Here is a 24,772-nt window from a genome sequence, read left to right as displayed (position 1 = left end):
AACGTTCGATTGGAGAAGAAGACAAGTAGTTACCTGGACCTCATGTGTCTATTTGGCATCTTGGTGAGCCTTGGTATTACTACATTCGTTTTCATGAATGCTCCGTTGAGTGCCGAAGTGGCCTATCACGGCGGATCGATTCCCGCAGTCCTACTTCTACTATTGTGCGCACTGGGTATACTCATGTTTTGGATTTCTGAACGGCTATTGGGGACCCATCCTACTCGTGGCCAGGCGCGTGCGCTGGTTTCTATTTCGGGCCCGGCTACCATTCTGGTGTGTATTTCCTTCCAGGCATTTCTAGCCGTGATAGTGCTGGGTGAGAGTGGATATTTTAGATGAGTAGCACGCTGCTGCTCTTCAGTTTTGAGGGTCGGGAGGCTTGTCTTGACGACTGACGCAATGCTGAGATAGCTCGAGTCAAGGCGTGCCTAACCGGTGCACCCGGGCAGTTCTTAAGATGCGTGAGGTTTCCACTTCAGACCAGTGGTTATTCGTTCTGCTCATTCAAATTGTCTTCTACGGATGAGATTATTGGGCGCAGAACGTTTGCGTTTGGAAGATAGTTGTATGTTGGTTTCTATTGATAGTTTCTGGGAAGGACATGAAGACAGATGGATATGAAGACTGTTGATCCTGCAGGCGGAGGCGTAGCGGAGGTTACAGGTTCGGGCGAGCTGGCTGGTCCTCTATATGGAGCGTCGTTTGGTAAGTCGGTGAAGCGGTTCTTTGCCAAGTATGCGAAGTTCGCTGGTCGCGCCTCGCGGAGTGAGTTCTGGTGGAGTCAGCTTTTCGTTTTTCTGGTGATGGTGGTCCCGTACCTCATGATGACCATCGGGTTCGTGGCCAGCACTGCCTGGGCTCAGCAGAACCCTAAGGTGCAATCCATGGGTTTCGATCCAGCCACCGGGAAAGAAGTGTTCTACGAGGCCGCTCCTGGTATTGTGAACGCCCCGACGGGAGGCCTCATGGTGGCAGGTTTCATTCTCGTCGTCGTTCTGGGGCTGGCCATTGTGGTGCCGCAGCTGTCGTTGCTTTGGCGGCGTTTGCATGATGCAAATCTTCCGGGTCCGCTTGCGTTCGTTGGGATTGTTCCGATGGTCGGCGGACTGGCTGTTTTGATTCTGGCGCTTATGCCTTCCAAGGCAGAAGGCCGGCGCTTCGACCCCCGCTGACGAGCGACGGCATACTCATCACTGCGTGAACGGCGCCAGATCGATGCGTTCCGGTGCAATCTTCGGAACAGCCAGATGCACCTAACCTTGCACCATCCAGTTACATGCATCGGTGTGACAGGAGGGCGATGTCCAAGAAAAATAGACCTTCTAAAGGCGAGGCTCCCAGGCGGAAATTTCAGAGGCTCTGGAAGGTAGCAGGAGTCCTCATACTCCTCGCGGGTATCTTCGTTCTCCTCATTCCAGTATGGGACTCGATTGCCGTAGAAAGTATCCGATGCGAGGTGGTTTCGGCTGAGCCGCGTACGAGTTCAGGCGGTTCAAGGGGGTCGGCATCTACTGCCGGTGTTTTAGTGCAGACTTCTGATTGCGGAAGCATCTCGGTGTCCCAAGGAGTAACTTTCGAAAACGAAGAGAAGATTGCGTCGTCGTTCACGGAAGGCAGCGTGTTCGAGTTCGATCTGGGTTGGTTCTCGCGCGTCGTGATGAAGGATTTGGGGAACGGGATTCCGTCAGCGCGAGACTACGGCTTGGCGGGATAATTTCGGGTTCACTGCCGCAGCACAGAATAGGGAAAGAAGCGATGGCCAGAGGCAACAGTCCGGATCATCCTTCCGGCCGAGCAAAATTGAAGTGGTTTTGGAACCGGAGGTGATCACACCTGACGGCGGCAATCGCGCGAGGCGCGTGCGGCAGCCAACAGAAGGACCCCGTGACCATGAGTCGCGGGGTCCTTCTGGGTCCTTGACTGATGATCAGGCGAGCGTGATCTCTCGAAGGAGGTACTTGTCTGGGACGTGGTCCGTCTGGATTCGCCCCTGGCGGCTTTGCCGTCCGGTTTCCCGCTCCAGCGCCGGCACCCGTCGTCATGTTCGCTTCAGTCGCACACATGAGCGCACTCGGATGGTGGAAGCCCTGTTCGCTGTGACAAAGCAAAAGGCCCCGCCTCCCTCATAAACAAAGGGAAGCAGGGCCTTTCTCATTGGCGGTGACGGTGGGATTTGAACCCACGTTGGCTTTTACACCAAACAACATTTCGAGTGTTGCACCTTCGGCCGCTCGGACACGTCACCAACTGAAATAGGGTACCGGAGTTGGGCCCGGTTCCCCAAAACGGCCCGGACGCGAGCCCGGGAATACGCGCCAACTTCCGTCCGCAGCTCCACACCGATAGATTCATAAGCATCATGACTATCTCGCGTGAACAGGAACACGAACCAGGACTCCAAGCCCACGCCTATTGGGTCACCAAGACGGGCGACGGTGAAATGCGCACCGAAACGATCGCAGCTCCCCAGGAAGGCGAAGCCCTCGTCAGGACCCTCTACTCAGGCGTAAGCCGGGGCACCGAGCGCGTGGTCCACGAAGGCCGCGTCCCGGAACGGGTGGCTGACCTGATGCAGGCACCGCACCAGGAAGGCGACTTCCCTGGCCCCGTGAAGTACGGCTACCTGAGCGTCGGCACGGTAGAGCAAGGCCCGGAGGAATGGATCGGCAAAACAGTATTCAGCCTCCACCCGCACCAAGACCTCTACGTTGTGCCCACCAGCAACCTCACCGTCATTCCTGAGGATGTCCCGGCCAAGCGTGCCGTTCTCACAGGCATCGTCGAAGTCGCCATCAACGCCCTTTGGGAAGCGGGGCCGCGCCTGGGTGACCGGGTCGCCGTCGTCGGTGGTGGTTTGGTGGGCGGCGTCCTGGCGACACTCCTGCGGAAGTACCCGCTCGGTCGCCTGCAAATGGTTGACGCGGACCCGGAGAAGCAAAAACTCGCGCAAACACTCGGCATCGATTTTGCCCTCCCCGCCAACGCGAAAGACGACAACGACATCGTCTTCCACTGCTCCGCGTCCAACGAAGGCCTCAAACTGAGCCTCCAACTGGCCGGCGACGACTCGGACGTCATCGAACTCTCCTGGTTCGCGGACAAGGAAGTCACCCTCCCGCTCGGTGAGGACTTCCACGCCCGCAGGCTCAACATCCGCTCCAGCCAGGTCGGCGCCGTCGCCCTCCCAAGAAGGCACCGGCGAAGCAACGCACAGCGCCTGCAGGAAGCGGCGAACCAGTTGAAAGATCCGCTGTTCGACACGTTCCTGACCAGCGAATGCCAGTTCCGGAACCTGCCCGCCACTCTCGCCAAACTATTCGATCAGCCCGGCGGCTTCTGCCATGTGGTCGCATACCCCAACCCGGAGGATTAATACATGTTCAGCCTGACCGTCCGACGCCACTTCATGGTCGCCCACAGCCTTCCCCGCGAAGCCTTCGGCCCCGCGCAAGGTCTCCACGGGGCCACGTTCGTTGCCGAAGTCAGCTTCCGCCGCCCGGACCTCAACGACGACGCGATCGTTCTGGATATCGGTGCGGCCGGCGGCATCCTGGAAGAAATCCTGGCGGACCTGAACTACAAGAACCTCGACGAGCACCCGGCCTTCAAGGGCAAGCTCTCCACCACCGAGGCCCTCGCCAAGCACATCGCCGACGCCATGGCCGCCCGGATCCAGGACACTGAAGACGGCCCCGCGCTCAGCGGCATCGACGTCGTCCTCCGCGAAAACCCGGACGCTTGGGCCGGCTATTCGCTGGAGCTCCCGGCCAAGTAGATGCACGTCCGCTTCCTGGTCCCGGGGAACGTCCGCCACGGCTCCGGCGGCAACAAGTACAACGCCAAACTGGCGGAGCACCTGACCGCCTTAGACGCGGAAGTTGAGACTGTCACGGTCGACGGCGATTGGCCGGTCGGCAGCCCAGCGGACAGGCAGCGGTTCGCGGAAGCCCTCGACGGCGGTACAACAGTGATTGCCGACGGCCTGGTGGCGAGTGGGGCCCCGGATGAGGTTGCGCGCGCAGTGGGTGATGGAACGAGGGTCTGGATCCTGTCGCACATGGCTTTGGCGGAGCACGGCGACCTCGAAGCCAAGGCGCTGGCTGCGGCGACGGGCATCATCTGCCCGAGCGCCCATTCAGTCGCGGAATTGGTGGCCAAGCACGGGGCACTGGATGCGGTGGTGGCGACGCCGGGCACAGCATCGGCCGGTGCCAGTGCCGGATCCGTACCGAAGCACATCGTCTCGGTGGCCGCATTGCTTCCCAACAAGAGCCAAACGCTCTTGGTCGAGGCCCTCAGCCAGTTGCAAGACCTGGAATGGACCGCGTCCCTGATCGGCTCCCGCGACGCCGACCCGGCGTACGCGGCAAAGGTGAGGGACGCCGTCGAACATCACGGGCTGCAGCACCGCGTCACCTTGACCGGCGAGCTGACGGGACAGGAACTTGAGGACCAGTGGCACGAAGCCGACCTCAGCGTCCTCCTGTCGGAGTCCGAGTCGTTCGGCATGGTCGTGACCGAATCGTTGGCCCACGGCGTCCCGGTGATTGTCCGGCGGGGGACCGGGGCAGTTGAAGCGCTCGGTGACACAGGAGCGGGCGCGGCGCTGGACCTCAGCGACCCCCACAACCTGACAATGACTCTCCGGAACTGGCTGACCGACCCCGCCCTTCAGCAGCGCTGGCGCGGAGCAGCCAGCTCAGCCCGTGACAGCCTGCAGAGCTGGGACGCCACTGCCGCGACGGTCCTAAAAGCCATCACCTAGCAGCGGCTTAGGGGCAGAATGGGGCCATGACCGCCACCGCTCCCGCCGCAGCCACCCTCACTCCCGAGCGCCTTCGGGCGTGGGCTTGGCACAAACAAGGCCTCGACGGCTCACTGATCGGCAAGACCTCCGAGGAAGTTCTTGACCACGCCGGATGGGCGCGTTCGGTGGGTGGCGCCAACCCGTACCTCACGCTCTTCGCGCGGGCGGGGATCAGCCGCGATCAGGCAGACCAGGACGTCAAAGCCCTGAAAATCCATGAACTCCCTACAGCCCGCGGATGCACCTACGTCCTGGGGCAGGCCGACTACGCGTGGGCCCTCCAGATCGGCCGCGACGCCGCGATTGCCCCGTTCAAAGTGTTGGCGAGGCTGGGCGTAGAGCGCGGCGAAATCACCCTCCTTGAGGGCGAAGTAGAGCATGCCCTCAAGGAATCCAGCAGCCCCATGGACCCCAAACAGCTCAGGGACGTACTGGGCGATTCGGTCCGCAGCCTGGGAGAGGAAGGCAAGAAGAAGGGTGCCTCCACCACACTGCCAACTGCTCTCGGGCTGCTGCAGGCGGACGGCCGTATCCGCCGCGTCCCCGTCAACGGCCGCCTCGATCAGCAGCGCTACGCCTACACCGGTTGGGGCCTGCAGCCCAGCGGGATGGACGACGACGGCGCCCGCCGCCTCCTGCTCGAACGGTACTTGCGCTGGACTGGCGGAGCGACCTTTAAGCAGACCCAGTGGTTCACCGCGTTTACCGTGGCGCAGAGCAAAGCGGCGCTCGCTGGCATGGGGGCTGTGGAGGTGCCAACAGCGAACGGGGACGTACTGTGGATGCTGCCCGCCGACGTCGATCGTTTGGCGGACTTCGAAGTGCCGGGCGACGAACAAATCCAGCTGCTGGCAGGCACAGACTCACTGGTCCTCCACAGAAGGAACTCCGTGGACATGTTCGCCGACGAGGACAAGGGCAAGAAAGTCCTGGACACCACGCTTGCGCTTCAAGCCGACCTCCCGGATCACCCCATCCTGGACCGGGGGAGGATCATGGGGCTGTGGCAGTACGATCCCGGCAAGGAACGGATCGCCGCCTGGACCTTCGATCAGCCGACGGAGGCGGTCCGCGAGAGGATCACGCAGGTGGAAACGTGGATCCGGGAAGAACTCGGCGATTTCCGCTCGTTCAGCCTTGACTCGCCGGCATCACGGCAAGTGCGGATCGACGCCCTGGATGAGGCCGCCGGACGCTGACGCCTTCAAGGAACCAGCTCAGCCCGAACCGTACGGGCGGGTGATCGCCTCGAGGAAATGGCCGTCCGGATCGGAAAAGTAGATTCCGCGGCCGCCGTCGTTGTGGTTGATCTGGTTCGCACGGGATCGGGCGGGGTCGGCCCAATAGGGGATGTGCTCCGCCGTGATTCGCAGGAAGATCTGGTCGAACTCCTCTTCGCTGACCAGGAAGGCGTAGTGCTGCGGCGCTATCTCCCCGGACGCCTCAAGGAAGTCCAACGTGACACCGTTGTCCAACAACACCGTGACGAAGGACCACATGGGTTGCGGCTTCGGAAGGCTGAAGATGCGCGCCAGAAATTCGGCTGAGGCGTGCTTGTCCGTTGCGTAGACGATGGTGTGGTTGAAAGAGACTGGCATTGCTACTCCCGCAAAGAAGAGGATCAGGCCGGGTAGTTACTCCCGCCGGGCACGCGATGAGAGGCGAAGAACTCCTTCAGCAGGGCCGCGCATTCTTCCTCCCGCACACCGGCGTAGACCTCCACCCAATGATTGAGACGACGCTCGCGGAGAATATCGAACACGGATCCCACCGCTCCCGCCTTCTCGTCCCACGCGCCAAAAACCACGCGCGGAATCCGTGCCAGGACGATAGCCCCGGCACACATGGCACACGGTTCAAGGGTCACCACCAAGGTGCAGTCCTCAAGCCGCCAGCCGTCACCGCCGGCGCCCGCATCATGAGCGCGCTGGCGCAGCGAAGCAGCCGCTTGGCGGATTGCAACTACCTCAGCGTGGGCCGTCGGGTCCCCGTGCGCTTCGCGTTCGTTGCGTCCGGAACCCAGCACGCCGCCGTCGGGCCCCAACACCACTGCGCCAATAGGTACGTCGTCTGTTTTCAGCGCCAACCGGGCCTCGTCCAGGGCAAGGCCCATCCAGGCCATGTGGTCTGCGTGATACGGCTCGGTGGCGCTCATGTCTCAATGATAGTTTTGGGGGATGCGCACACTCGTCGTGGACCACCCGCTGGTCGCTCACAAGCTCACCGTTCTGCGGGATAAGAACACCCCTTCACCGGTCTTCCGGCAACTCACTGAAGAACTCGTCACCCTCCTGGCCTATGAAGCCACCCGCGAGGTCAAGACGCAGCCGGTCGAAATCGAGACCCCCGTCACCAAGACCATCGGTACGGCTTTCACCAAGCCGACGCCGCTGGTGGTCCCCATCCTGCGCGCAGGCCTTGGCATGCTGGAGGGCATGACCAAGCTGGTCCCCACCGCCGAGGTCGGCTTTCTGGGCATGGCCCGCGATGAAGAAACCCTGGACATCATCACCTACGCCGAGCGCCTTCCCGAAGACCTCACCGGCCGCCAGATCTTCGTCCTGGACCCCATGCTTGCTACCGGCGGCACCCTGCGCGAGGCCATCAAGTTCCTCTTCAAGCGCGGCGCCTCCGACGTCACCTGCATCTGCCTGCTTGCTGCTCCTGAGGGACTGGCGAAACTGGAAGAAGAGCTTTCCGACGCCAACGTCAACATTGTCCTGGCGTCCATCGACGAGAAGCTCAATGAGAAGTCGTACATCGTGCCCGGCCTGGGCGACGCCGGCGACCGCCTCTACGGCGTGGCCGGCTGATCTCCACAGGGAACGATTGACCCCTACCGGTTTTCAAACCAGCCCGCTAGCCTGTGGCGCATGGACTGGAAACTTGAACTGGTATATGTCCCTGTCTCCGACGTCGATCGCGCGAAGGATTTCTACGTCAACAAGGTTGGTTTCAACGCCGACTACGACGAGCGTCCCTCGGAGGACATCCGTTTCGTGCAACTGACACCGCCGGGCTCGGCATGCTCCATCTGCATTGGAGAGGGCCTGAACGACGCCCCTCCGGGTACAGCTCCAAGCCTGCAAATCGTGGTCAGCGACATCAACAAGGCCCACCAGCAGCTCAAGGACAACGGAGTGGACGTCAGCGACATCGACATCCAGGCCTGGGGCCACTTCGTCTACTTTGCGGACCCAGACGGCAACAAGTGGGCACTTCAGTACCTCCCGCAGCGGCCCAACGGCTGACATCCCCTCAGCGTGCGGCAGGATGGAACCATGAGCCAAGCTGCCGCACGCCCTTCCCAGCCACCCGTCCTGACTGTCCGCGCCGTCCTCTTCGACATGGACGGCACGCTGGTTGATTCCACGGCGATCGTCGAGCAAGTGTGGCTGGAATTCGCTGAGCGCTACGGCCTGGACTTTGACGAGATCCTCCGCACCTCGCACGGCGTCCAGGCCGGCGACACGGTGCGGCGGTATGCGCCGGCCGGGTCCGACTTCGCAGCGTTGACGGCAGAACTTGGCGAGATGGAAAGGTCCCGGACAGATGGCGTGATTGCCCTTCCCGGTGCCGAAGCCCTTCTGAAAGCACTTCCGGACGATGCCGTTGCGTTGGTTACCTCTGCTGACAGCATCCTGGCCGAAATCCGCATGCGGGCAGCCGGGCTGACCATGCCTTCCACCGCCGTGACCGCGGAGTCTGTCACCCGCGGCAAGCCCCATCCGGAGGGTTACCTCAAAGCCGCCGCGCTGCTGGGAGCCGACCCGGCCGACGTCGTGGTCTTCGAAGACGCACCTGCCGGGATCGCAGCTGCGCGTGCCGCAGGGATGCGCACTGTGGTGGTAGGCAAGGCCGCCGCCAGGCACAATGCGGAATTGGAACCAGGCATGTGGCGGATCCCGGACTACTCCGCGGTGACGGTCACCGCTGTAAAGGACGACGACGGCGGTCACCTCCTGACGCTCACTCTCTAGCCCTGTTCGGCCCGGCTTGCCGGGAGTAGGCTGTGCCCATGTCTGCGATGCCGGAGGCGTACGGTGCTGCATTGGGGCGGGCCATGGTCCACGCCGGTGATTGGCTCGCGTCGGTGCCTACCCGTCCCGTCCGCCCTTCATCCGACGCCGATCAGGTTGCCGGAAGCATCTTGCCGCGACTCCCGGATGGGCCTACTGATGCGGCAGAAGTGGTGGATGAGCTCGCCGCACTGGCTGAGCCAGGCCTCATGGCAATCCAGTCAGGCCGCTTTTTTGGATGGGTCATGGGCGGAACCCTGCCGGCAGCGATGGCCGCTGATTGGCTCGTCTCGGCCTGGGATCAAAACACAGGTCTCCGTTTCGCCACCCCCGCTGCCGCAGCAATCGAGGAATCGGCGGCCTCCTGGCTTCTGGACCTTTTGCACCTCCCGGCAACGGCCGACGTCGGATTCACCACGGGTGCCACCACCGCGAACTTTGTTGGACTGGCGGCTGGTCGTCAGTACCTGATGGACGAGGCCGGCTGGGACCTCGAGGCGCTGGGACTCAACGGAGGCCCGCGGATCACCACGTTCGCGGGACGGGAACGCCATGCCGCTGTGGATCTCGCATTGCGATACCTGGGCTTGGGAGCCTGTGTCCCCGTGGACGCTGACCGGGAAGGGCGGATCATCCCGGACGCATTGGCCGAAGCCATGGATGAGCAACCGGGGCCAACACTGGTGTGCCTGCAAGCGGGCAACCTGCATTCCGGCGCCTTTGACCCCATGACGGAAGCCATCGCCGTGGCACACGACCGCGGAGCGTGGGTCCATGTGGACGGCGCGTTCGGCTTATGGGCGGCCATCAGCCCGACCTTGCGGGAACGGCTTGCCGGTGTGGAGGAGGCCGACTCGTGGGCCACGGACGCCCACAAGACGTTGAACGTCCCGTACGACTGCGGGCTTGCCATAGTTTCCCGGCCCGAGTCCTTGAGGAGGGCTTTCAGCGTCCACACCAGTTACCTGATCGCCACCGAAGCAGGGCTGGGGGACCCTCTGGAGAAGGTACCGGAAATGTCCCGACGCGCCCGTGGCATCCCGGTGTGGGCGGCGCTCAGGCAGTTGGGCAGGGATGGCGTGATCTCCATGGTGGAGCGCTTGGCGGCAAATGCCCGAGCGCTGGCAGAGGGACTCGCGGCCATTCCCGGCGTGGAGGTGCTCAACGATGTTGTCTTCACGCAGGTCTCCGTGAGCTTCGGCAGCGATGACCGCACCCACCGCGTGACGCAACGGCTCATGGCCGAAGGCGCAGTGTGGATGTCCGGATCGTCGTGGCGGGGCCGGGAAATCCTCAGGATCTCGGTGAGCAACTGGACCACGGACGCCGGGGACGTCGCAGCCTCGATCGCCGCCGTCCGCCGCGCACTGGAGGCAGAACCGGAAGCATAGCCCTACTCCAGGTGTTGTCCGGCGGGATTTTCGCACCCTTTGCCGCGCGGCGGACGAGGAGCGCTCAGCCGCCCAGGTCGTACACCGTGGCTCCGCCGATGGTGGTGGCTTGGTAGTTCGCGGCCACCCAGGCAGCGATCTCGCTGGAAGCGTCCGAACCGCCGTTGCCCTGCATGAGGCGGCCTCCAATGAAGTAGTGGATCTTCCCGTCGGCCACGAGCTGCTGGAACTGCGCCAACGTCGGCGAAGGGTCCGTTCCGTTGAACCCGCCAACCGCCATGACCGGCAGCCCGGCAGCCAGTTGGTAGCCGGCTGCGTTGTTGGAACCCACGACGGCGGCCGCCCACGTGTAGTTGTCGGCGTCGGCTTTGAGGGCGCTTACCAAGTCGGAGGATGGTGTGGTGGCACCGAGCAGCCCGCCCATGGCGCCGCCTTGCCCGCCGCCGGCAAAACCGCCACCGTTAGTACCGCCGCCACCAAAACCCTGCCCGCCGGGCGCCTGGCCCGTGCCCTGTTGCGTGCCAGGCCTCCTGATACCTTGCGCTGACGTGTTGCGGCCGAAACCGGGCCCGAATCCAGCAGTGGCCGGCCCTGCGCTCACGATCGCACCCGTGTGGGGCGTGGCGGCGGTTGCCACTGAGTAGGCCAGCGGCGCGGCGAGTGCAACAGCGACGGCGAGGCCCGCCGTCGTACGCGTCACCCAAACCTGGCGCAAGCGGCCGGTCACGACGACGGCGGCGGCCAGGACCACGGCGCCAAGAACCACCACCCACCGCAGCCACGGAAGGAACGCCGGAGCCTGGCCCAGGAGGGCGAAGGCCGTGAACCCCGCGGCCACCAGTGACGCCCCAAGCAGCAGGGCGACAGGGAGCCGGGAGCGCCGCTGCCACAACAGCACGCCGCCCAGGCCCACCAGCCCGGCAATTCCCGGAGCCAGCGCCACCGAGTAGTAGGGGTGGATGATGCCTTGCATGTAGCTGAACACCAGGCCGGTCACCAGCAGCCATGAACCCCACACAATGACCGACGCACGGACCACATCCGTTCGCGGCGCTCGGCGGCCCAGCCACAGGAGTGCGCCGCCAAGAATGAGTGCGCTCGGAATGAGCCACGCGATCTGGCCGCCGAACTCCGTGCCGAACATGCGCAGCAAGCCCGGAGTGCCCCACCCGTTGCCGCCACCGCCCACACTGCCGGTCTCGTCGCCGTTGAGGCGCCCCAAGCCGTTGTAGCCAAACGTCAATTCCAGGATCGAGTTGTTCTGCGAGCCGCCGATGTAGGGGCGCAGGTTCGCGGGGACAAGCTCGACGGCGGCAATCCACCAACCAGCCGACGCCACCATCGCGCCCCCTGCGGCCAAGAGGTGGAGTACCCGCCGGCCCGGCCTAGGGTAAGCACAGACAAGATAGGCGAGCCCGAAGCCCGGAACCACCAGGAGGACCTGAAGCTGCTTGGCCAGGAATCCGAAGCCCAGGAATACCCCGGCAAGGATGAGCCACCGCAGTTTCCGGTCCTGGATGGAACGGAGCACGGCATAGCCCGCGGCTGTCATGAGCAGGACCAACAATGCGTCCGGGTTGTTGAAGCGGAACATGAGCGTGGCTACCGGCGTCAGGGCCAGGACCGCGGCAGCCAGGAGGCCAGCGCGGTGCGCCAAGCGGAGGTTGTCCGTGGCAGGGAGCGCTGCCCGGCGGATGGCCAGGTACATGATCCACGCCGTCGCCACCCCCATCAACGCCTGCGGAACCAGGATGCTCCAGGAGCTCAGGCCGAACATTCGGACGGACAGTCCAGTGATCCAGAGTGCCGCCGGAGGTTTGTCCACGGTGATGGAGTTGGCGGAGTCGGAGGAGCCGAAAAACCACGCTGTCCAGTCCTGCGAGCCTGCCTGGGCAGCAGCGGAGTAGAATGCGTTGGCCCAGCCGGAAGCTCCAAGGCCCCAGATGTAAAGGACTGCAGTTCCCAAAAGGACTGCCGTGAGTTCGAGGCGGTGCCGGACGGGGCCCCGGTTGCTGCGATGTCCGGCCCGGCTTCCTGGCGCCAGACGGCTGCTTTGTGCCGTGCTCGCCTGTCCTGCTGGTTCGGTCAGCGGTTTGAAGTACGTGGTCATGGTCAGCCCACCAGCTTGTAGACGGTAGTGCTGCCAACGGTTTGGGCCTGGTAGTTTGCAGCTACCCACGCCGCGACCTCGGAGTTGCCACCGCGGCCGCCCATGCCGCCGCCCATGCCGCCGCCGGAGATGAAGTAGCTGATCTGGCCTGTGTCTACCATGTCCTGGAACTGGGCCAGCGTGGGGTAGGGGTCGCCGCCGTTCCAGCCACCAAGTGCGATCACGCTGGTGTTCGTGGCGAGTTCCAGGTCAGCGGCCTGGGTGGCTCCGGAGACAATGGCAGACCACTTGGTGGTGGTGGATTTCAGTAGCGCCGTCAGCTCGGCGTTCGCGGTGCTCCCGCCCGGACCGCCTCCTGCACCACCAAAGTCGCGGCTTCCAGTGTCCAGTCCTGCTCGGGTGTCCAGTCCTGCCCGGGCGCCAAAGCCGCCGCTGGCCGCACCGGCAGGTCCCGACGTCGGAATTGAACCCGAGTGCGGAGTCGCCGCAGTAGCCACTGTCCATGCCCCGGTTCCGAGGCCGCCGGCGAGCAACGACATCACGACGACGGCGGCAGCAGGCAGCCGCCGGAGGCCACCCTTGAGCCTGGTGCCACCCAGTTGATCCACACGAAGCAGGAGAGCGGCTGCAGCAAGGACACCAAGAACCACCACCACGATACGCAGCCACGGCAGCCACGAGGCATCCCGGCCGAGGAGTACCGCGGACCACAGCGCACTTCCCAGCACCACCACTGCCAGCACGATCCGGGGCATCCACGACGCCCGGCCGCGCCAGAGTTCGACGCATCCGATGCCGACAAGTGCGGCAATAGCCGGTGCCAAGGCCACTGCATAGTACGGGTGGACGATGCCGCTCATGAAGCTGAAGATGCCGGCCGTGACAACCAGCCAGCCGCCCCACATCAGCAGGGCAGCGCGGCTTCGCGACGTGCGGGCTTCGCGGCGGGTAAACCACAGCCCGGCCACCAGCAGGATCAACGCCGCGGGCAGGAGCCATGAGACTTCACCGCCAAAGCTGGTCCCGAACATACGGCCCAGTCCCGCAGCGCCACCAAAGCCACCGCCACCGAAGCCACCGCCACCGAAGCCCCCGCCGCCCGGCAGACCGCCGTCCGCACCGGAACCGCCGGGCATGCCGCCGCCGGCGCCGCCCTCACCCGAACCGGTGATGCGCCCCAGCCCGTTGTAGCCGAAGGTGAGTTCCAGGAAGCTGTTTCCCTCCGAGCCGGCCATATAGGGCCTGGCCGACGCCGGAGTCAGCTGGAAGATCGCAATGTAGGTACCCGCCACGGCAACGATGCCCGCGCCCGCAGCAAGGAGGTGCAGGATCCGCTTGCCCAGAGTTGTGGGAGCGGCCCACAGATAGGCCAGTGCCAAACCCGGCACGATCAGGAACCCTTGGAGCATCTTGCTCAGGAAAGCCAGCCCCACCACTGCGCCTGCCGCGGCCAACCATTTCCAGCCGGCCTTCTCAATGGCGCGGGTTGTCAGGTATGCGGCCAACACCAGGCACAACGTCAGCATGGCGTCGGGGTTGTTGAAGCGGAACATCAGGGCAGCAACGGGGGTCAGCGCCAAAGCGCCACCGGCAAGGAGCCCTGCCGCGGGACCGGACACGCGCTTGACCGTCAGGTACAGAAGCCCGACGGCGGCGACCCCCATGAGAGCCTCCGGAACCAGCATGCTGGTAGGGGAGAAGCCGAAGATCCTGCCAACCAAGGCCGGAATCCAGAGAGAAGCCGGCGGCTTGTCCACCGTGATCGCATTGCCAGCATCGAGGGAGCCGAAAAAGAGTGCTGTCCAGTCCTTGGTGCCTGCTTGGATAGCTGCGGCGTAGAAAGAGTTGGCGTATCCGGTGGCGGCAAGGTTCCAGAGATAGAGGAACGCGGTCCCCACCAGAAGCCCGGCGGCGGACGGTCGTACCCAGCGTGGTTGCTGTCCGAAAACGAGGCGCTGCAGGCGGGTTGGTGTTTCCGGGGACTTCACAGGTTCGTCAACGGCATGACTTGGCTGAAGGGCGGTGATCATTTCGCTGGCACCTCTGTGGTCTTGTCGGAACCCTCGGTTTGAGGGGCCGGTGTGGCGGGTCGGCGGAACACCCACAGGCGGAACAACAGGAAGCGGGCCACGGTCGCGGCGAGGTTCGCGCCAACTACCGTTGCCACCTCAAGCCAGCGGTCCGGCGTCGTGGTTCCGTGCACCAGGGCCAGCGCGCCCGAGGTGAGTGCCAGGCCGATGCAGAAAACAATCAAGCCTTCAAAGTGGTGGCGGGCGTGGCTGCCGCCCTGGATGCCGAACGTGAAGCGCCGGTTGGCGGCTGTGTTGGCGACGGCCGTCACGATCAGGGCCAGGAAGTTGGCGAGCTGCGGGTCCATGAATCCCCGGCACAGCAGGAAGATCAGCAGGTAGGCCACTGTGGACGCCGCGCCGATCGCCGCAAAGCGCACCAGTTGCCCGAACAGGCTGGCTCGTGGGGTCGATTCCGATGTTCGCGACGACGCCGGCAATGGGCCGCGGGCCAAGGCCGCGCGCAGCTCGGGGACAGGGATGCGCCCGGTGACGAGGTCGCGCGTCAGGCGCGCCATTCCGCGGAGGTCGGCCAGGGCGGTTCGTACGACGTCGACACTTGAGTTCGGATCGTCCGTCCAGTCGACGGGGACTTCATGGACGCGGAGACCGCAGCGCTCGGCCAGGACCAGGAGTTCGGTGTCGAAGAACCAGGCGTTGTCCAGGGTGTGGGGGAGGATCCTGTGGGCGACGTCTGCCCGGATGGCCTTGAAACCGCATTGGGCATCCGAGAACCGGGCGCCCATGAGCGTATGCAGGAGGACGTTGTAGCTGCGGGAGACGAACTCGCGCTTGGGCCCGCGGACAACACGGGAGTTGCGGGAGAGCCGGGTCCCGATGGCGAGGTCCGAGTGGCCGGAGATCAGGGGAGCCAGCAGGGGTGCCAGGGCGGCAAGATCAGTGGAGAGGTCCACGTCCATGTAGGCGAGCACCGGGGACGGGGAGGCGAGCCAGACCTGACGGAGGGCGTTGCCCCGGCCCTTCTCCTCGAAGCGCATGACGCCGATTTCGGGGAGTTCACGGGCCAGGCGCTCGGCGATCTTCAATGTGTTGTCCGTGCTCGCATTGTCCGCGACCGTGATGCGGAACGTATGCGGGAACGTCTCCACCAAATGCCCGTGCAAGCGGCGCAGGCATTCCTCGAGGTCGGTCTCTTCGTTGTGGACGGGAATGGTGACGTCCAGGACAGGGACCGTGGTCCGCGTGTCCACGGGAAAGCGCCGCGGCTGCCGGTAAGGCAAGGCAGGAGCGGCGAAGGTCCCCGCATGGGCGGGGTTCGGCAGCGCACTGGTGGCGGGATCTATGAGCGTCATGCATTCACAGTGGGGCCGCCGATTGTGAGTGCTTTAGGCGGAAGCTGTGACGCGACTGTGTAAGTCTCCCGTCCCGGGAACGCGAAAAGCCGCCCCCGGAGCGGGAGCGGCTTTTCGGGAAAGCTCTTGGCTTAGTACCAGTTGTTGGCCAAGTGGAAGGCCAGGGCAGCCGACGGGGATCCGTAGCGTTCCTTGATGTAGTTCAGGCCCCACTTGATCTGGGTCTGGTAGTTGGTCTGCCAGTCCGCACCGGCAGAAGCCATCTTGCCGGCCGGAAGCGACTGGACAATACCGTACGCACCGCTGGAAGCGTTGGTGGCAGTGGTCCGCCATCCTGATTCCTTCTCCCACAGCGTGTTCAGGGCGGTCATTTCGCCCGCGCCCCAGCCGTAGCTGCCAAGGATGCTGGCGGCGTAGGCCTTTGCAGCGGCGGGATCGTCCACTGCCTTCGGGGCGGCAGCAGCGGCTGCAGCCTGGGCAGCGGCGGCGGCAGCAGCGTCGGCGGCCTGCTTGGCGGCAGCGTCAGCAGCGGCCTTGTCGGCAGCAGCCTTCTCGGCAGCGGCTTGATCGGCAGCTGCCTTGTCGGCGGCAGCCTGCGCGGCAGCGGCCTGATCAGCGGCGAGCTTATCGGCTGCGGCCTTGTCGGCGGCAGCCTTGTCTGCAGCAGCCCGGTCGGCCGCACCCTTGGCAGCTGCGGCGTCCATCGAAGCGGAAACTTCAGCGGACTTGTTGGTGCTGACCTGTGCAGCGGCCTGGGTGCCGGCTACACGGCTTGCCTCGGGGAGGTTCAAGGCCGCGTTGGCGGCGGTACCCAGCGATGCAACGCCCAGTGCAGCGGCGATGACGCCCGCTACAACAGGCATGCGCTTGCCGGACTTGCCCTCACGGGCGGCCTTTTTCAGGACGGTCTGCGACTTGGTCAACTGGGTGTCGTTCTTGTCGCGGTGACGCGCGGAAGGGCGCGTCTGATCGTTAAATTCAGACATTTGTGATTACCTCTCAGCGCCTGCGGAGTTAGCTGTCGGGTTCGGATGAGGTCATCCGGCCGCGCATCACGCTGCGGCTTCACCCCAAGGGCCGGCAAAATGCCTGGGCCCGGAGACTCTGGGTCCCCCGTCTCTGCCTCGGTGAAAGATCGGACTCCGGGAAGTGGCAGAGCTCGGCGCATCCCGGATGTGGGCCGGTTAGGGGCAACCCACCCTTTCGACGGTACAGGAGGTTTCCGCAGAAGTCACATTTAGGTAACAGAGATCACGAAGTCGGTGAGTCGTCTTGCCGGATTCTTTACAGGCGTTCGGTAGTGGCGGTAGGCAGCCGCAGGGCGAACTCGGTGCGCCCCGGCCTGGACGTCACTTCGACGCTTCCGCCGTGCGCTTGAACGATGGATTCCACTATCGACAAGCCCAACCCCGAGGTCCCTTCCGAGCCCGATCTCGCCGCGTCGGCACGGGCAAAACGGGAGAAGATGCGGCTCTGGAATTCCTGCGGTATGCCAGGACCGTTGTCGGTCACGGTCACCACTGCGCTGCCATCCGCGGAGAGCATGACTCCAGTGACCACCGTTGTTCCCGGGTCGGTGTGTTTGCGGGCATTCGAGAGCAGGTTCGCCAGCACCTGGTGCAATTGCGTGGCATCGCCGCGTACGGTGACGGGCTCCCCGGGGAGCTGCAGTTGCCAGATGTGGTCCGGCGCCATGACTTTTTCGTCACTCACGGTCTCGACCACCAACTGGGTCAGGTCCACGTCCGTGACCTTCAACGGCTGGCCCTCGTCCAACCTCGCCAGCAACAGCAGGTCCTCCACCAGCGTAGTCATGCGTTCGGACTGGCTTTGCACCCGGGCCAAGGACTTCCTGCCGTCGTCCGTAAAGGTCTCGGTCATCCGAAGCAGCTCGGTGTAGCCACGGATGGCGGTCAGCGGCGTCCGGAGCTCGTGCGAGGCATCGGCAACGAACTGCCTCACTTTGGTCTCGCTCTCCTGACGGGCCTCCAACGCGCTGGAGACGTTGTTCAGCATCTGGTTCAGGGCGTGGCCCACGCTCCCCACTTCGGTCCCGGGATGGGAGGCCGACGGCGGGACACGCACGGCAAGTGCCACTTCACCGGCGTCGAGAGGCAGCCGTGAAACCTTGGTGGCGACATCGGAAAGCTGCTCCAGGGGCCGCATGGTGCGACGGATGATCACCGTCCCCACGAGGCCGATCACCACCAGGCCGCCCAGTGACACCAGAACCATGGTCCAGACCAGCGAAGCCTCTGCGGTCTGCTTGTCCGCGAGCGGCAGGCCAGTGACGATCACGTCGCCGTAATTGGTCTTCACGGCCATAAGCCGGTAATCGCCGTTGGACAGCGAACGGTCAACCGGGCCGTCACCTGTCGGCAGCGCGAGCAGGACCTGCTCATCGTCGGCGGACAAGGAGACGCGATTGCCCCGCGCGTCGATCAACCCGGAGCTGCGCACCGTTGAGCCGTCGATACGGGCGCTCAGCGTGCCGGCCGCCTGGCCGCGGGCCTCCAGCGGGTCCGGGCGTCCTGTCGGGGAGTTTGGAAAGCTCGACGGCGGTCTGCCGAATAGGTCCGCGCGGAGCGAGGCCTGCTCCAGCTGCCTGTCGAGCTGCTTGTTGAAGACCATGTCCATCGAGGCGTAGCTGACCACCCCGACTGCGCCGCAAATGGCCACCAGCAAAGCCATCGCCACCAGGACCAGGCGAGTGCGCAAATGCCAGGTGGAGGGATTGAGCCAATTGCGCTGCTGGCTTCTGGCAACCCCGGAGAGTGCGCTCAAGACTTAGTCCGCAGGTTTGATGACATAGCCGGCTCCGCGAACGGTATGGATCATTGGCGGGTGTTTCGCTTCGATCTTCTTGCGGAGATAGGAAATGTACAGCTCCACGATGTTGGCTTGGCCGCCGAAGTCGTAGTCCCACACCCGGTCAAGGATTTGTGCTTTGCTTACCACCCGTTTCGGGTTCTCCATGAGATAGCGCAGGAGTTCGAACTGGGTTGCCGTCAGGGCAATGTCCTCCCCGGCGCGGGTGACCTCCCGGGTGTCCACGTTCAGGATCAGATCACCCACAACGAGCTCAGCGGTGTCCATCGCAGCGACACCTGAGCGCTGGACCAGCCGGTGCAGGCGAAGCAGCACTTCTTCCATGCTGAAGGGTTTGGTGACGTAGTCGTCTCCTCCGGCCGCGAGGCCCACGATGCGATCCTGCACGGCATCCTTTGCTGTCAGGAACAGGGCAGGAACCTCCGGGGCGAAGGCCCGTATCCGGTTAAGGACTTCCACGCCGTCAAAACCGGGGAGCATCACGTCAAGCACCAGGACGTCGGGGCGGAATTCCTTGGCGAGCTTTACGGCTTGGGGTCCATCAGCGGCCACGCCCACCGACCAGCCGGCCATGCGAAGGCCCATGCTCATGAGCTCGGCAAGGCTTGGCTCGTCATCTACCACCAGGGCGCGGATGGGTGAGCCATCGGGGTGGGTGAGCTGGGGGAGGTTGTTGGTCATGGAGTGCGGGGATGCCATGTGACAACTCTCCATTCTGCTGGTTTGCCCGGGCTGAGCCGCTCCTGTGAGGACCCTGTGAAGTCAACACTAGCGAGGTGGGAGCTCCGGGGCACGGCAATCCACAGGTCACAGGATCAACTACTCCTCAACACAGCTTCCGCACAGCCGGCGGACTGACGCTGGGGCGTAATCGGACAACAACAGACAAGAAAGAGCATCATGAGCGAGCAGAAATTCCCCGAGAACCAGCAATTCCCCCAAGACCCAGCGCCGCGGCTACCCCAGCAGGCGACCCCCGCAGGCCGGGAGCCCGGAGGCCAGGAGCCTGAAGCCGTCCGGACGCCGCCCGCACAACCCATCGACCGCAACCCCGGGTCGTCCTGGGCGTGGGGCGAGGCCCCGCCTGCTCAGCCCCCAAGCAGCCAACCCGGCAGCAACGGTTCCGGCTGGGGCTTGCCGCTCGTGGACAACGATAAGGCGAACGACGGGGCGAACGACAAGGAGGGAGTGCGGAACCGGTGGACCGTCAAGAGGACGCTGATAGTGGCTGGTGTTGCCGTGGCGGTAGCGGCAGGTACGGCCGTCGGTTTCTACTCCCTGGGCAATGCAGGCTCTGCGGATGCTGCCAACGTTTCCCCGGGCCAGGCCGGCGGCATGGGCGGGCAACAGGGTCAGGCAGTACCGGGACAGGGGCTGGGTCGGGGCGGAACAGGGCAAAACGGACCAAGCCAGGATGGAACCGGCCAAGGAATGCCAGGCCCGATGGGCGGGTTGGCGCCCGATGGATTCGGAGGGGGCCTGAATGCCGCCATCCATTCGGAGTACGTCATCCTCCGCGACAACGAGTACGTGTCCATGGCCGATCAGGTGGGAGTTGTCAGCGAGGTTTCTTCCAACTCGCTGACCGTCAAGAGCACTGACGGGTTTACGCGGACCTACGTCCTCGGCGCGGACACTGCCGTTGCCCAAGGAACCCGGCAGCGTGGCGGCACCTCGAACAGCCTGACCATAGCTGACATCACGTCAGGTGCGACGGTCCGGGTCACGGCTACCAAGAGCGGGGATGCATACAACGCGTCGTCGGTAAGGCTGACCGCCGCGACGTCTTCCACGGGGCAGGGCTCCACGTCCGGATCAGGGACGACGTCCTGAGAAAACGGCGCTTGCCGCGCCCGTTTTCACCGCTTCCAACAGACTGAAAGCAAAAAAATTCGAGATCGGAACTGGCGCCGATTGGACAACAACTGTTTCAGATCGTGAGATTCCGCGTGGACTTGGTTGATGGAAAGCGGAGGCCACATTCTGCCTCATCCTCCGAAGATAATTCAGTAAATGGCCGTTACTTCCTGCCCGTACCGAATGAAATGCCGTTCATTTCCGGGCCATTATGAATTGTGATTTGCGGCACAATAGACCCGGACGTCTCAAAATGTGGACGGTTCGGCGCTTTGTTACTTGCGTGTTGCCATTGTTACGTTGCACACTTCCAATGTGAACAAGAACTCAACAGCACCTGCAGCCGCAGCAACCTGGCCCAGCACACCCGCTGGCCACGATGACCGCTGTTGTCGAATGCAAGCCTAACTTTCCACCCCAAGAAGTTTCAGGCATTCGCCCCCTAGCCCAGCGTTGGGCGCCCCTCCCCAAACTCATTGCGGGGACAACCAGCATTCGAAGCCGCGATGACGGCTATTCACTTTTGAGGTAAGCACTCCATGTCAGTTGCATCTGGATACGTCCACATCTCCGTCCGTAACGCCAACAAGGCCGCGTCAAACGCAGGACTCCGCCCTGGGTTCGGCAACCGTCCCGGCTACTCTGCGGCCCCGCAAGGCGCCGGCCAGCAGGCTCCGGGCTACGTCCCGCAGGGTTACAACCCCAACTCCTACGGCCAGTTGCGCGCCGTGCCCGCCGCAGAGCCGGCACCCATGACCGCTCCCACGCCGGTCATTGCCCAGTCCGACCGGCTGCGCCCCGTTGCCAACGACAACGTAGCCCGCGGCTTCGTGCTCTACATGGGTATTGACGAAGAAACCGCAGCCGCCGCAGGAACGTCCATCGCCAAGCTTGCCCAGGAAATCCGCGCCTACGCGCAGTCTTTGGTGACCGGCGCGGAGAGCTACGCTGCCGTGGCAGTGGCCCCCGCCGGCGCGCCCGGGTCCGCCCTCGACGTCGTGCGTTCCACCTTCGGTGACCCCACGGTTGCCTCAAGGCAGCGCACCGAAGCTGCCCGTCCGGCGCCGCAGCAGGAGTCCCGCCCGTCCGGCGTGCTGATCGACCTCGCCCGGCGTGAAGTTCACCTGGACGGCGAATCGCTGAACCTGACGTTCAAGGAATTCGAGCTCCTCAACTACCTCGTTGAGAACGGCACCCGGACCGTGGGGCGCGATGAACTGCTCGAAGGCCTGTGGCGTAACGCCGAGGAAGTGCCCAACGAGCGCACCATCGACGTTCACATCCGCCGGCTGCGCTCCAAGCTGGGCCGCCTCGCCAACACCGTCCGCACGGTCCGCGGCCAGGGCTACCGCTTCTACGAGCACCCCGAAGTCATTGTCTGGGCCGCTCCTGAATACTCGATCTGATCTGCGGTTTCAGCCGAAAGCGCCCGTCCCCTTGGGGCGGGCGCTTTTGCTTTCGATAGGGTTGTTGCATGAGCGACCATCACCTAAAGCGCCTTGTGATCATGCGGCATGCCAAGGCGGACTGGCCGGTGGGCGTGCCCGATCATGAGCGTCCCTTGGAGGAACGCGGCCACCGGGAAGCCCCGTTGGCCGGACAGTGGTTGCTCAAGCACGGGGTGGTTCCGGATTTCATCCTGTGCTCGTCCGCGCTCAGGACGCGCCAGACGTGCACCTGGGTGTGCAACGAGTTGGGGGAGAAGGCTCCCACTCCGAAGCTGGAGGACGGCCTGTATGCTGCCTCAGCGAACCGCATGCTGACGGTGATCAATCACGTTCCGGACACCGTAACCACGCTGATGGTCATTTCGCATATGCCCGGAGTGCAGGACCTCGCCATGCACTTGGCGTCCCGCGATTCCGATCACGATGCCTACATGGACGCCGCCACTCGCTACCCAACCAGTGCGTTGACGGTGTTGGAGACGGAAAAACCGTGGGCGGAGCTGGATGGCCAGGATGCCCGGCTGACGCACTTTAAGGTGCCCCGCCACTAGGAAGCTGTTCCGCCGCGACTTCGCGCAGCATGCGTACGGCCAGGCGGATGTTGGGGCTGGCCGTCATGGTCTTGCGGTACACCACTCCAACGGAGCGCTGCTGGGTGGGGTTCATCACCGGAATGGCGACCACGCCGGATGGGAGCGGAGGCCTGCCGAGCCGCGGAACAAGTGCCACGGACACCCCCTGCTCCACCATGGCGATGTGCGTGGAAAAGTCGGGGTCGTACACGCGGATGTCAGGCACCCGCCCCAGTCCTGCGAAAATCTGCAGGAGCGCCTCGTTGCAGATTGCGCCCGCCGGGGTGCTGATCCAGGTCTCGTCCAGCAGGTCTTCACGCTCGACGGCGGCCCTCGCCGCGAGTGCGTGGGTGCTGTTGACGAGCACATCGGCCTGGTCCACGCACAGGTCCTCGTGTACCAGGTTCTCGGGGATGACCAAAGGCACCGAGTTCCAGTTGTGGACCACTGCGAGCTCAGCTTCTCCGGAGGCCACCCTTTGCACGGCTTCGCGGGGATCCTCTGCCAGCACAGTGATGTCCAGGGTGGGGTGGGATGCGGCGAGTCGCCCGAGCATGGGTCCCACCAGTCCGCGGCAGGCGGTCGAGAATGCCGCCATCCTCAGCAGCCCCGTGGGTTTGGCAGGGTCGGCGAGCAGGTTAGCTTGCAGTTCCTCGAGCTCGCCCATGATGCGACGACCATAGCCTGCCAGCGCCAGCCCCCGCTCCGTCAGCAGCACGCCGCGGCCATTGCGCTCCAGTACAGCAACGCCTGTCTGTTTTTCCAGTTTCTTGATCTGCTGCGAGACTGCCGAGGGGCTATAGCCCATCACGTCGGAGGCGGCCACCACCGAACCGTGCTGTTCCACGGCGACCAGCGCCCTTAAGGCCGAGATGTCGATCATGAAGCAAATCTACGTGGTTCCATGCGGAAATCAATGCTGGTGCTTCAAGGATGCGGGGTCCAGAGTGGACTTGTGAACCTTCGCCACTCTGCTCTCGCCGTCCTGGTAGCCGTCCTCTGGGGCATCAACTTCGTCGCTATCGACCTCGGCCTGCACGCGAACGGCCGGGATGTGCCGCCGTTGCTCTTCGTCGCCATCCGCTTCCTCCTGGTCGTGTTCCCCTTCATCTTGTTCATCCGCAAACCCGACGTCGGCTGGAAGGCGATTGTCGGCGTCGGACTCTTCATGAGTGCCGGCCAGTTCGGGCTCCTCTATCTCGGCATGGCACTGGGGATGCCGGCTGGCCTGGCGTCCCTGGTCCTCCAGGCGCAGGTTTTGTTCACCATTTTGCTGGCTTCCAGGTTCCTCGGTGAGAGGCCCAGCCGCCGCCAACTGGCCGGGGTAGTGCTTGGCATCGCAGGCTTGGCGGTGGTGGCCTTGGGGCGCAGCGCAGTAGCCCCGGTGCTCCCGCTGATGATCGTGCTCGCAGCGGCGTTGTCATGGGCGGTGGGCAACGTGGTGGCGCGGCACTCGAAGGCCAAGTCCGGGCTTGGCCTGGTGGTGTGGTCCGGTGCGGTGGTGCCCGTCCCATTGGCAGGATTGTCGCTCGTTGTGGACGGTCCGGACGCGGTGTGGGCGACGCTTTCGGACCTTCAGGCAGCCACGATCCTGAGTGCGATCTATACCGCAGTGTTCGCATCGCTGGTGGGCTATGGCATCTGGAACCGTCTGTTGTCGCTCTACCCAAGTTCCGACGTCGTGCCCTTCACGCTGCTGGTCCCGGTGGTGGGCATGACGGCGGCTTGGCTGGTCCTGAACGAGGTTCCCACAGTGGCCGAAGTCCTGGGCGGGCTGATCCTGCTGCTGGGCGTGGCGACCGCAGTGCTCGGCGCCTCGCGGAAACGCCCGGACATCCCCGTTGCGGGGCCTGCTTTGCGCGTTTAGCTCTCGCCTTAGCGCGCAGAGCAGGCCCCGCAACGGGAGGGGATCAGCGCAAAGTAAAGATGGTTCGGTGCCAGTCCTTCTCAGCCTGGCCCTCCAGCTCGAACATCACGTGCTTCACCTGGGTGCTGAAGTTCACGCACAAGTGGGCAGGGCCCATCGATTCGAGCACGCAGTTCTGTGCCTTCTTCGGCACCGCGCGCAGGAACAGGGTGGCTTACGCTGCTGGCTTCACGGGACTCGGAGTTGGTGCCACGGCGTTCGCGGCCGATGTGCTCCTGGACCTGTTGGCTGGTCTGGACACTGAACGCACGCGTGTGGAAATGGTCAGGAAACGGCCCTTGCCCTTCCCGCCAGAACCGTTGGCTTCCTTGGGCATCAACCTGACTCGCTGGTCCATGGACAGGGCGGACCACAACCAGGGCAAACGGAACCTCATCCTCAAAGCGCTCGACGCCGTGGGGTTGGGTTTCGACTCCTGACCCACCCG

Annotated in this window: 24 protein-coding genes, 1 tRNA gene, 1 pseudogene and 1 riboswitch; of the genes and pseudogenes, 15 read left to right on the top strand and 11 right to left on the bottom strand. The window is 64.1% G+C overall.

Annotated elements, in window-relative coordinates; genetic code table 11:
* Positions 1-620 precede the first annotated feature (620 nt).
* A complete protein-coding gene (locus NEK97_RS13655) occupies positions 621-1,175 on the top strand; it encodes a DUF805 domain-containing protein (protein WP_257370413.1) in 555 nt (184 codons plus the stop codon).
* A gap of 353 nt (positions 1,176-1,528) precedes the next feature.
* Positions 1,529-1,717, top strand: a complete 189-nt coding sequence (locus tag NEK97_RS13650; protein ID WP_257370412.1) for a hypothetical protein — start codon at positions 1,529-1,531, stop codon at positions 1,715-1,717.
* A 441-nt stretch (positions 1,718-2,158) separates the two neighbouring features.
* Here NEK97_RS13650 and NEK97_RS13645 read toward each other — a convergent pair.
* Positions 2,159-2,248, bottom strand: a tRNA-Ser gene (locus NEK97_RS13645).
* A 114-nt stretch (positions 2,249-2,362) separates the two neighbouring features.
* Here NEK97_RS13645 and NEK97_RS13640 point away from each other — a divergent pair.
* The 4 genes from NEK97_RS13640 to NEK97_RS13625 are packed head-to-tail and all read left to right on the top strand — an operon-like array spanning position 2,363 to position 6,009.
* Positions 2,363-3,376, top strand: coding sequence for a zinc-binding alcohol dehydrogenase (locus tag NEK97_RS13640; protein ID WP_257370411.1), 1,014 nt, complete (start codon positions 2,363-2,365; stop codon positions 3,374-3,376).
* A 3-nt stretch (positions 3,377-3,379) separates the two neighbouring features.
* Positions 3,380-3,778, top strand: a complete 399-nt coding sequence (locus tag NEK97_RS13635; RefSeq protein WP_211711465.1) for a 6-carboxytetrahydropterin synthase — start codon at positions 3,380-3,382, stop codon at positions 3,776-3,778.
* The gene (locus NEK97_RS13630) at positions 3,779-4,768 is read left to right on the top strand and encodes a glycosyltransferase family 4 protein (protein WP_257370410.1); all 990 of its coding nucleotides are present in this window, start codon (positions 3,779-3,781) and stop codon (positions 4,766-4,768) included. It begins immediately after the preceding gene.
* A 26-nt stretch (positions 4,769-4,794) separates the two neighbouring features.
* Positions 4,795-6,009: a winged helix DNA-binding domain-containing protein gene (locus NEK97_RS13625; RefSeq protein WP_257370409.1), complete on the top strand. Its 1,215-nt coding sequence runs from the start codon at positions 4,795-4,797 to the stop codon at positions 6,007-6,009.
* 18 nt (positions 6,010-6,027) lie between these two features.
* On the opposite strand, the gene NEK97_RS13620 is transcribed toward NEK97_RS13625, so the two are convergent.
* Positions 6,028-6,408: a VOC family protein gene (locus NEK97_RS13620; protein ID WP_257370408.1), complete on the bottom strand. Its 381-nt coding sequence runs from the start codon at positions 6,406-6,408 to the stop codon at positions 6,028-6,030.
* 23 nt (positions 6,409-6,431) lie between these two features.
* The gene (locus NEK97_RS13615) at positions 6,432-6,965 is read right to left on the bottom strand and encodes a nucleoside deaminase (RefSeq protein ID WP_257370407.1); all 534 of its coding nucleotides are present in this window, start codon (positions 6,963-6,965) and stop codon (positions 6,432-6,434) included.
* A 22-nt stretch (positions 6,966-6,987) separates the two neighbouring features.
* Here NEK97_RS13615 and upp point away from each other — a divergent pair, with 22 nt between their 5' ends.
* From upp to NEK97_RS13595, 4 genes are read left to right on the top strand one after another with little or no spacing between them, the layout of a single operon-like run.
* Positions 6,988-7,623, top strand: a complete 636-nt coding sequence (upp, locus tag NEK97_RS13610) for a uracil phosphoribosyltransferase (RefSeq protein WP_026542238.1) — start codon at positions 6,988-6,990, stop codon at positions 7,621-7,623.
* Between the two features lie 60 nt (positions 7,624-7,683).
* A complete protein-coding gene (locus NEK97_RS13605; RefSeq protein ID WP_257370406.1) occupies positions 7,684-8,061 on the top strand; it encodes a VOC family protein in 378 nt (125 codons plus the stop codon).
* A gap of 30 nt (positions 8,062-8,091) precedes the next feature.
* Entirely contained in the window at positions 8,092-8,790 is a 699-nt protein-coding gene (locus NEK97_RS13600) for an HAD-IA family hydrolase (protein ID WP_257370405.1), read from the top strand.
* A 38-nt stretch (positions 8,791-8,828) separates the two neighbouring features.
* A complete protein-coding gene (locus tag NEK97_RS13595) occupies positions 8,829-10,220 on the top strand; it encodes a pyridoxal-dependent decarboxylase (protein ID WP_257370404.1) in 1,392 nt (463 codons plus the stop codon).
* A 64-nt stretch (positions 10,221-10,284) separates the two neighbouring features.
* On the opposite strand, the gene NEK97_RS13590 is transcribed toward NEK97_RS13595, so the two are convergent.
* The 6 genes from NEK97_RS13590 to NEK97_RS13565 all read right to left on the bottom strand — a co-directional run bounded on the left by NEK97_RS13590 (position 10,285) and on the right by NEK97_RS13565 (position 19,240).
* Positions 10,285-12,330, bottom strand: coding sequence for a glycosyltransferase family 39 protein (locus NEK97_RS13590; protein ID WP_257370403.1), 2,046 nt, complete (start codon positions 12,328-12,330; stop codon positions 10,285-10,287).
* 2 nt (positions 12,331-12,332) lie between these two features.
* Entirely contained in the window at positions 12,333-14,360 is a 2,028-nt protein-coding gene (locus NEK97_RS13585; RefSeq protein ID WP_257370402.1) for a glycosyltransferase family 39 protein, read from the bottom strand.
* Entirely contained in the window at positions 14,357-15,712 is a 1,356-nt protein-coding gene (locus NEK97_RS13580; protein WP_257370401.1) for a glycosyltransferase, read from the bottom strand. The genes NEK97_RS13585 and NEK97_RS13580 overlap by 4 nt, the downstream gene beginning before the upstream one ends.
* A gap of 131 nt (positions 15,713-15,843) precedes the next feature.
* Positions 15,844-16,698 (bottom strand): hypothetical protein, encoded by an 855-nt coding sequence (locus tag NEK97_RS13575; RefSeq protein WP_257370400.1) that lies wholly within the window; start codon positions 16,696-16,698, stop codon positions 15,844-15,846.
* Between the two features lie 3 nt (positions 16,699-16,701).
* Positions 16,702-16,887, bottom strand: a riboswitch (cyclic di-AMP (ydaO/yuaA leader).
* Positions 16,888-16,996: 109 nt separating this feature from the next.
* On the bottom strand, positions 16,997-18,496 hold the full coding sequence (locus NEK97_RS13570) for a HAMP domain-containing sensor histidine kinase (protein ID WP_257370399.1): 1,500 nt from the start codon (positions 18,494-18,496) through the stop codon (positions 16,997-16,999).
* A gap of 3 nt (positions 18,497-18,499) precedes the next feature.
* A complete protein-coding gene (locus NEK97_RS13565) occupies positions 18,500-19,240 on the bottom strand; it encodes a response regulator transcription factor (RefSeq protein ID WP_235519987.1) in 741 nt (246 codons plus the stop codon).
* A 201-nt stretch (positions 19,241-19,441) separates the two neighbouring features.
* Here NEK97_RS13565 and NEK97_RS13560 point away from each other — a divergent pair, with 201 nt between their 5' ends.
* From NEK97_RS13560 to NEK97_RS13550, 3 genes are all read left to right on the top strand, one after another.
* Positions 19,442-20,374, top strand: a complete 933-nt coding sequence (locus tag NEK97_RS13560; protein ID WP_257370398.1) for a hypothetical protein — start codon at positions 19,442-19,444, stop codon at positions 20,372-20,374.
* A gap of 563 nt (positions 20,375-20,937) precedes the next feature.
* On the top strand, positions 20,938-21,804 hold the full coding sequence (locus tag NEK97_RS13555) for a winged helix-turn-helix domain-containing protein (protein WP_235519993.1): 867 nt from the start codon (positions 20,938-20,940) through the stop codon (positions 21,802-21,804).
* Positions 21,805-21,872: 68 nt separating this feature from the next.
* Positions 21,873-22,397, top strand: coding sequence for a histidine phosphatase family protein (locus tag NEK97_RS13550; RefSeq protein ID WP_257370397.1), 525 nt, complete (start codon positions 21,873-21,875; stop codon positions 22,395-22,397).
* Here NEK97_RS13550 and NEK97_RS13545 read toward each other — a convergent pair.
* Positions 22,378-23,301, bottom strand: coding sequence for a LysR family transcriptional regulator (locus tag NEK97_RS13545; RefSeq protein WP_257370396.1), 924 nt, complete (start codon positions 23,299-23,301; stop codon positions 22,378-22,380). The genes NEK97_RS13550 and NEK97_RS13545 overlap by 20 nt on opposite strands.
* Positions 23,302-23,373: 72 nt before the next feature.
* On the opposite strand from NEK97_RS13545, the gene NEK97_RS13540 reads away from it, so the two are divergent.
* Positions 23,374-24,285 (top strand): EamA family transporter, encoded by a 912-nt coding sequence (locus NEK97_RS13540; RefSeq protein WP_257370395.1) that lies wholly within the window; start codon positions 23,374-23,376, stop codon positions 24,283-24,285.
* A gap of 43 nt (positions 24,286-24,328) precedes the next feature.
* Here the strand turns inward: NEK97_RS13540 and NEK97_RS13535 are convergent, their stop codons facing one another.
* Entirely contained in the window at positions 24,329-24,454 is a 126-nt protein-coding gene (locus tag NEK97_RS13535) for a hypothetical protein (RefSeq protein WP_257370544.1), read from the bottom strand.
* Between NEK97_RS13535 and NEK97_RS13530 the strand changes: the two are divergent.
* Positions 24,411-24,764 (top strand): annotated as a pseudogene (locus tag NEK97_RS13530) (FAD-dependent oxidoreductase); the annotation flags it as partial. The gene NEK97_RS13535 and the pseudogene NEK97_RS13530 sit on opposite strands and share 44 nt — an antisense overlap.
* Positions 24,765-24,772: the final 8 nt, after the last annotated feature.

The organism is Paenarthrobacter sp. UW852, from assembly GCF_024608385.1.
Classification (GTDB): domain Bacteria; phylum Actinomycetota; class Actinomycetes; order Actinomycetales; family Micrococcaceae; genus Arthrobacter.
The sequence above is the reverse complement of the archived record's forward strand: the minus strand, read 5'-3'. Positions and strand labels throughout refer to the sequence as shown.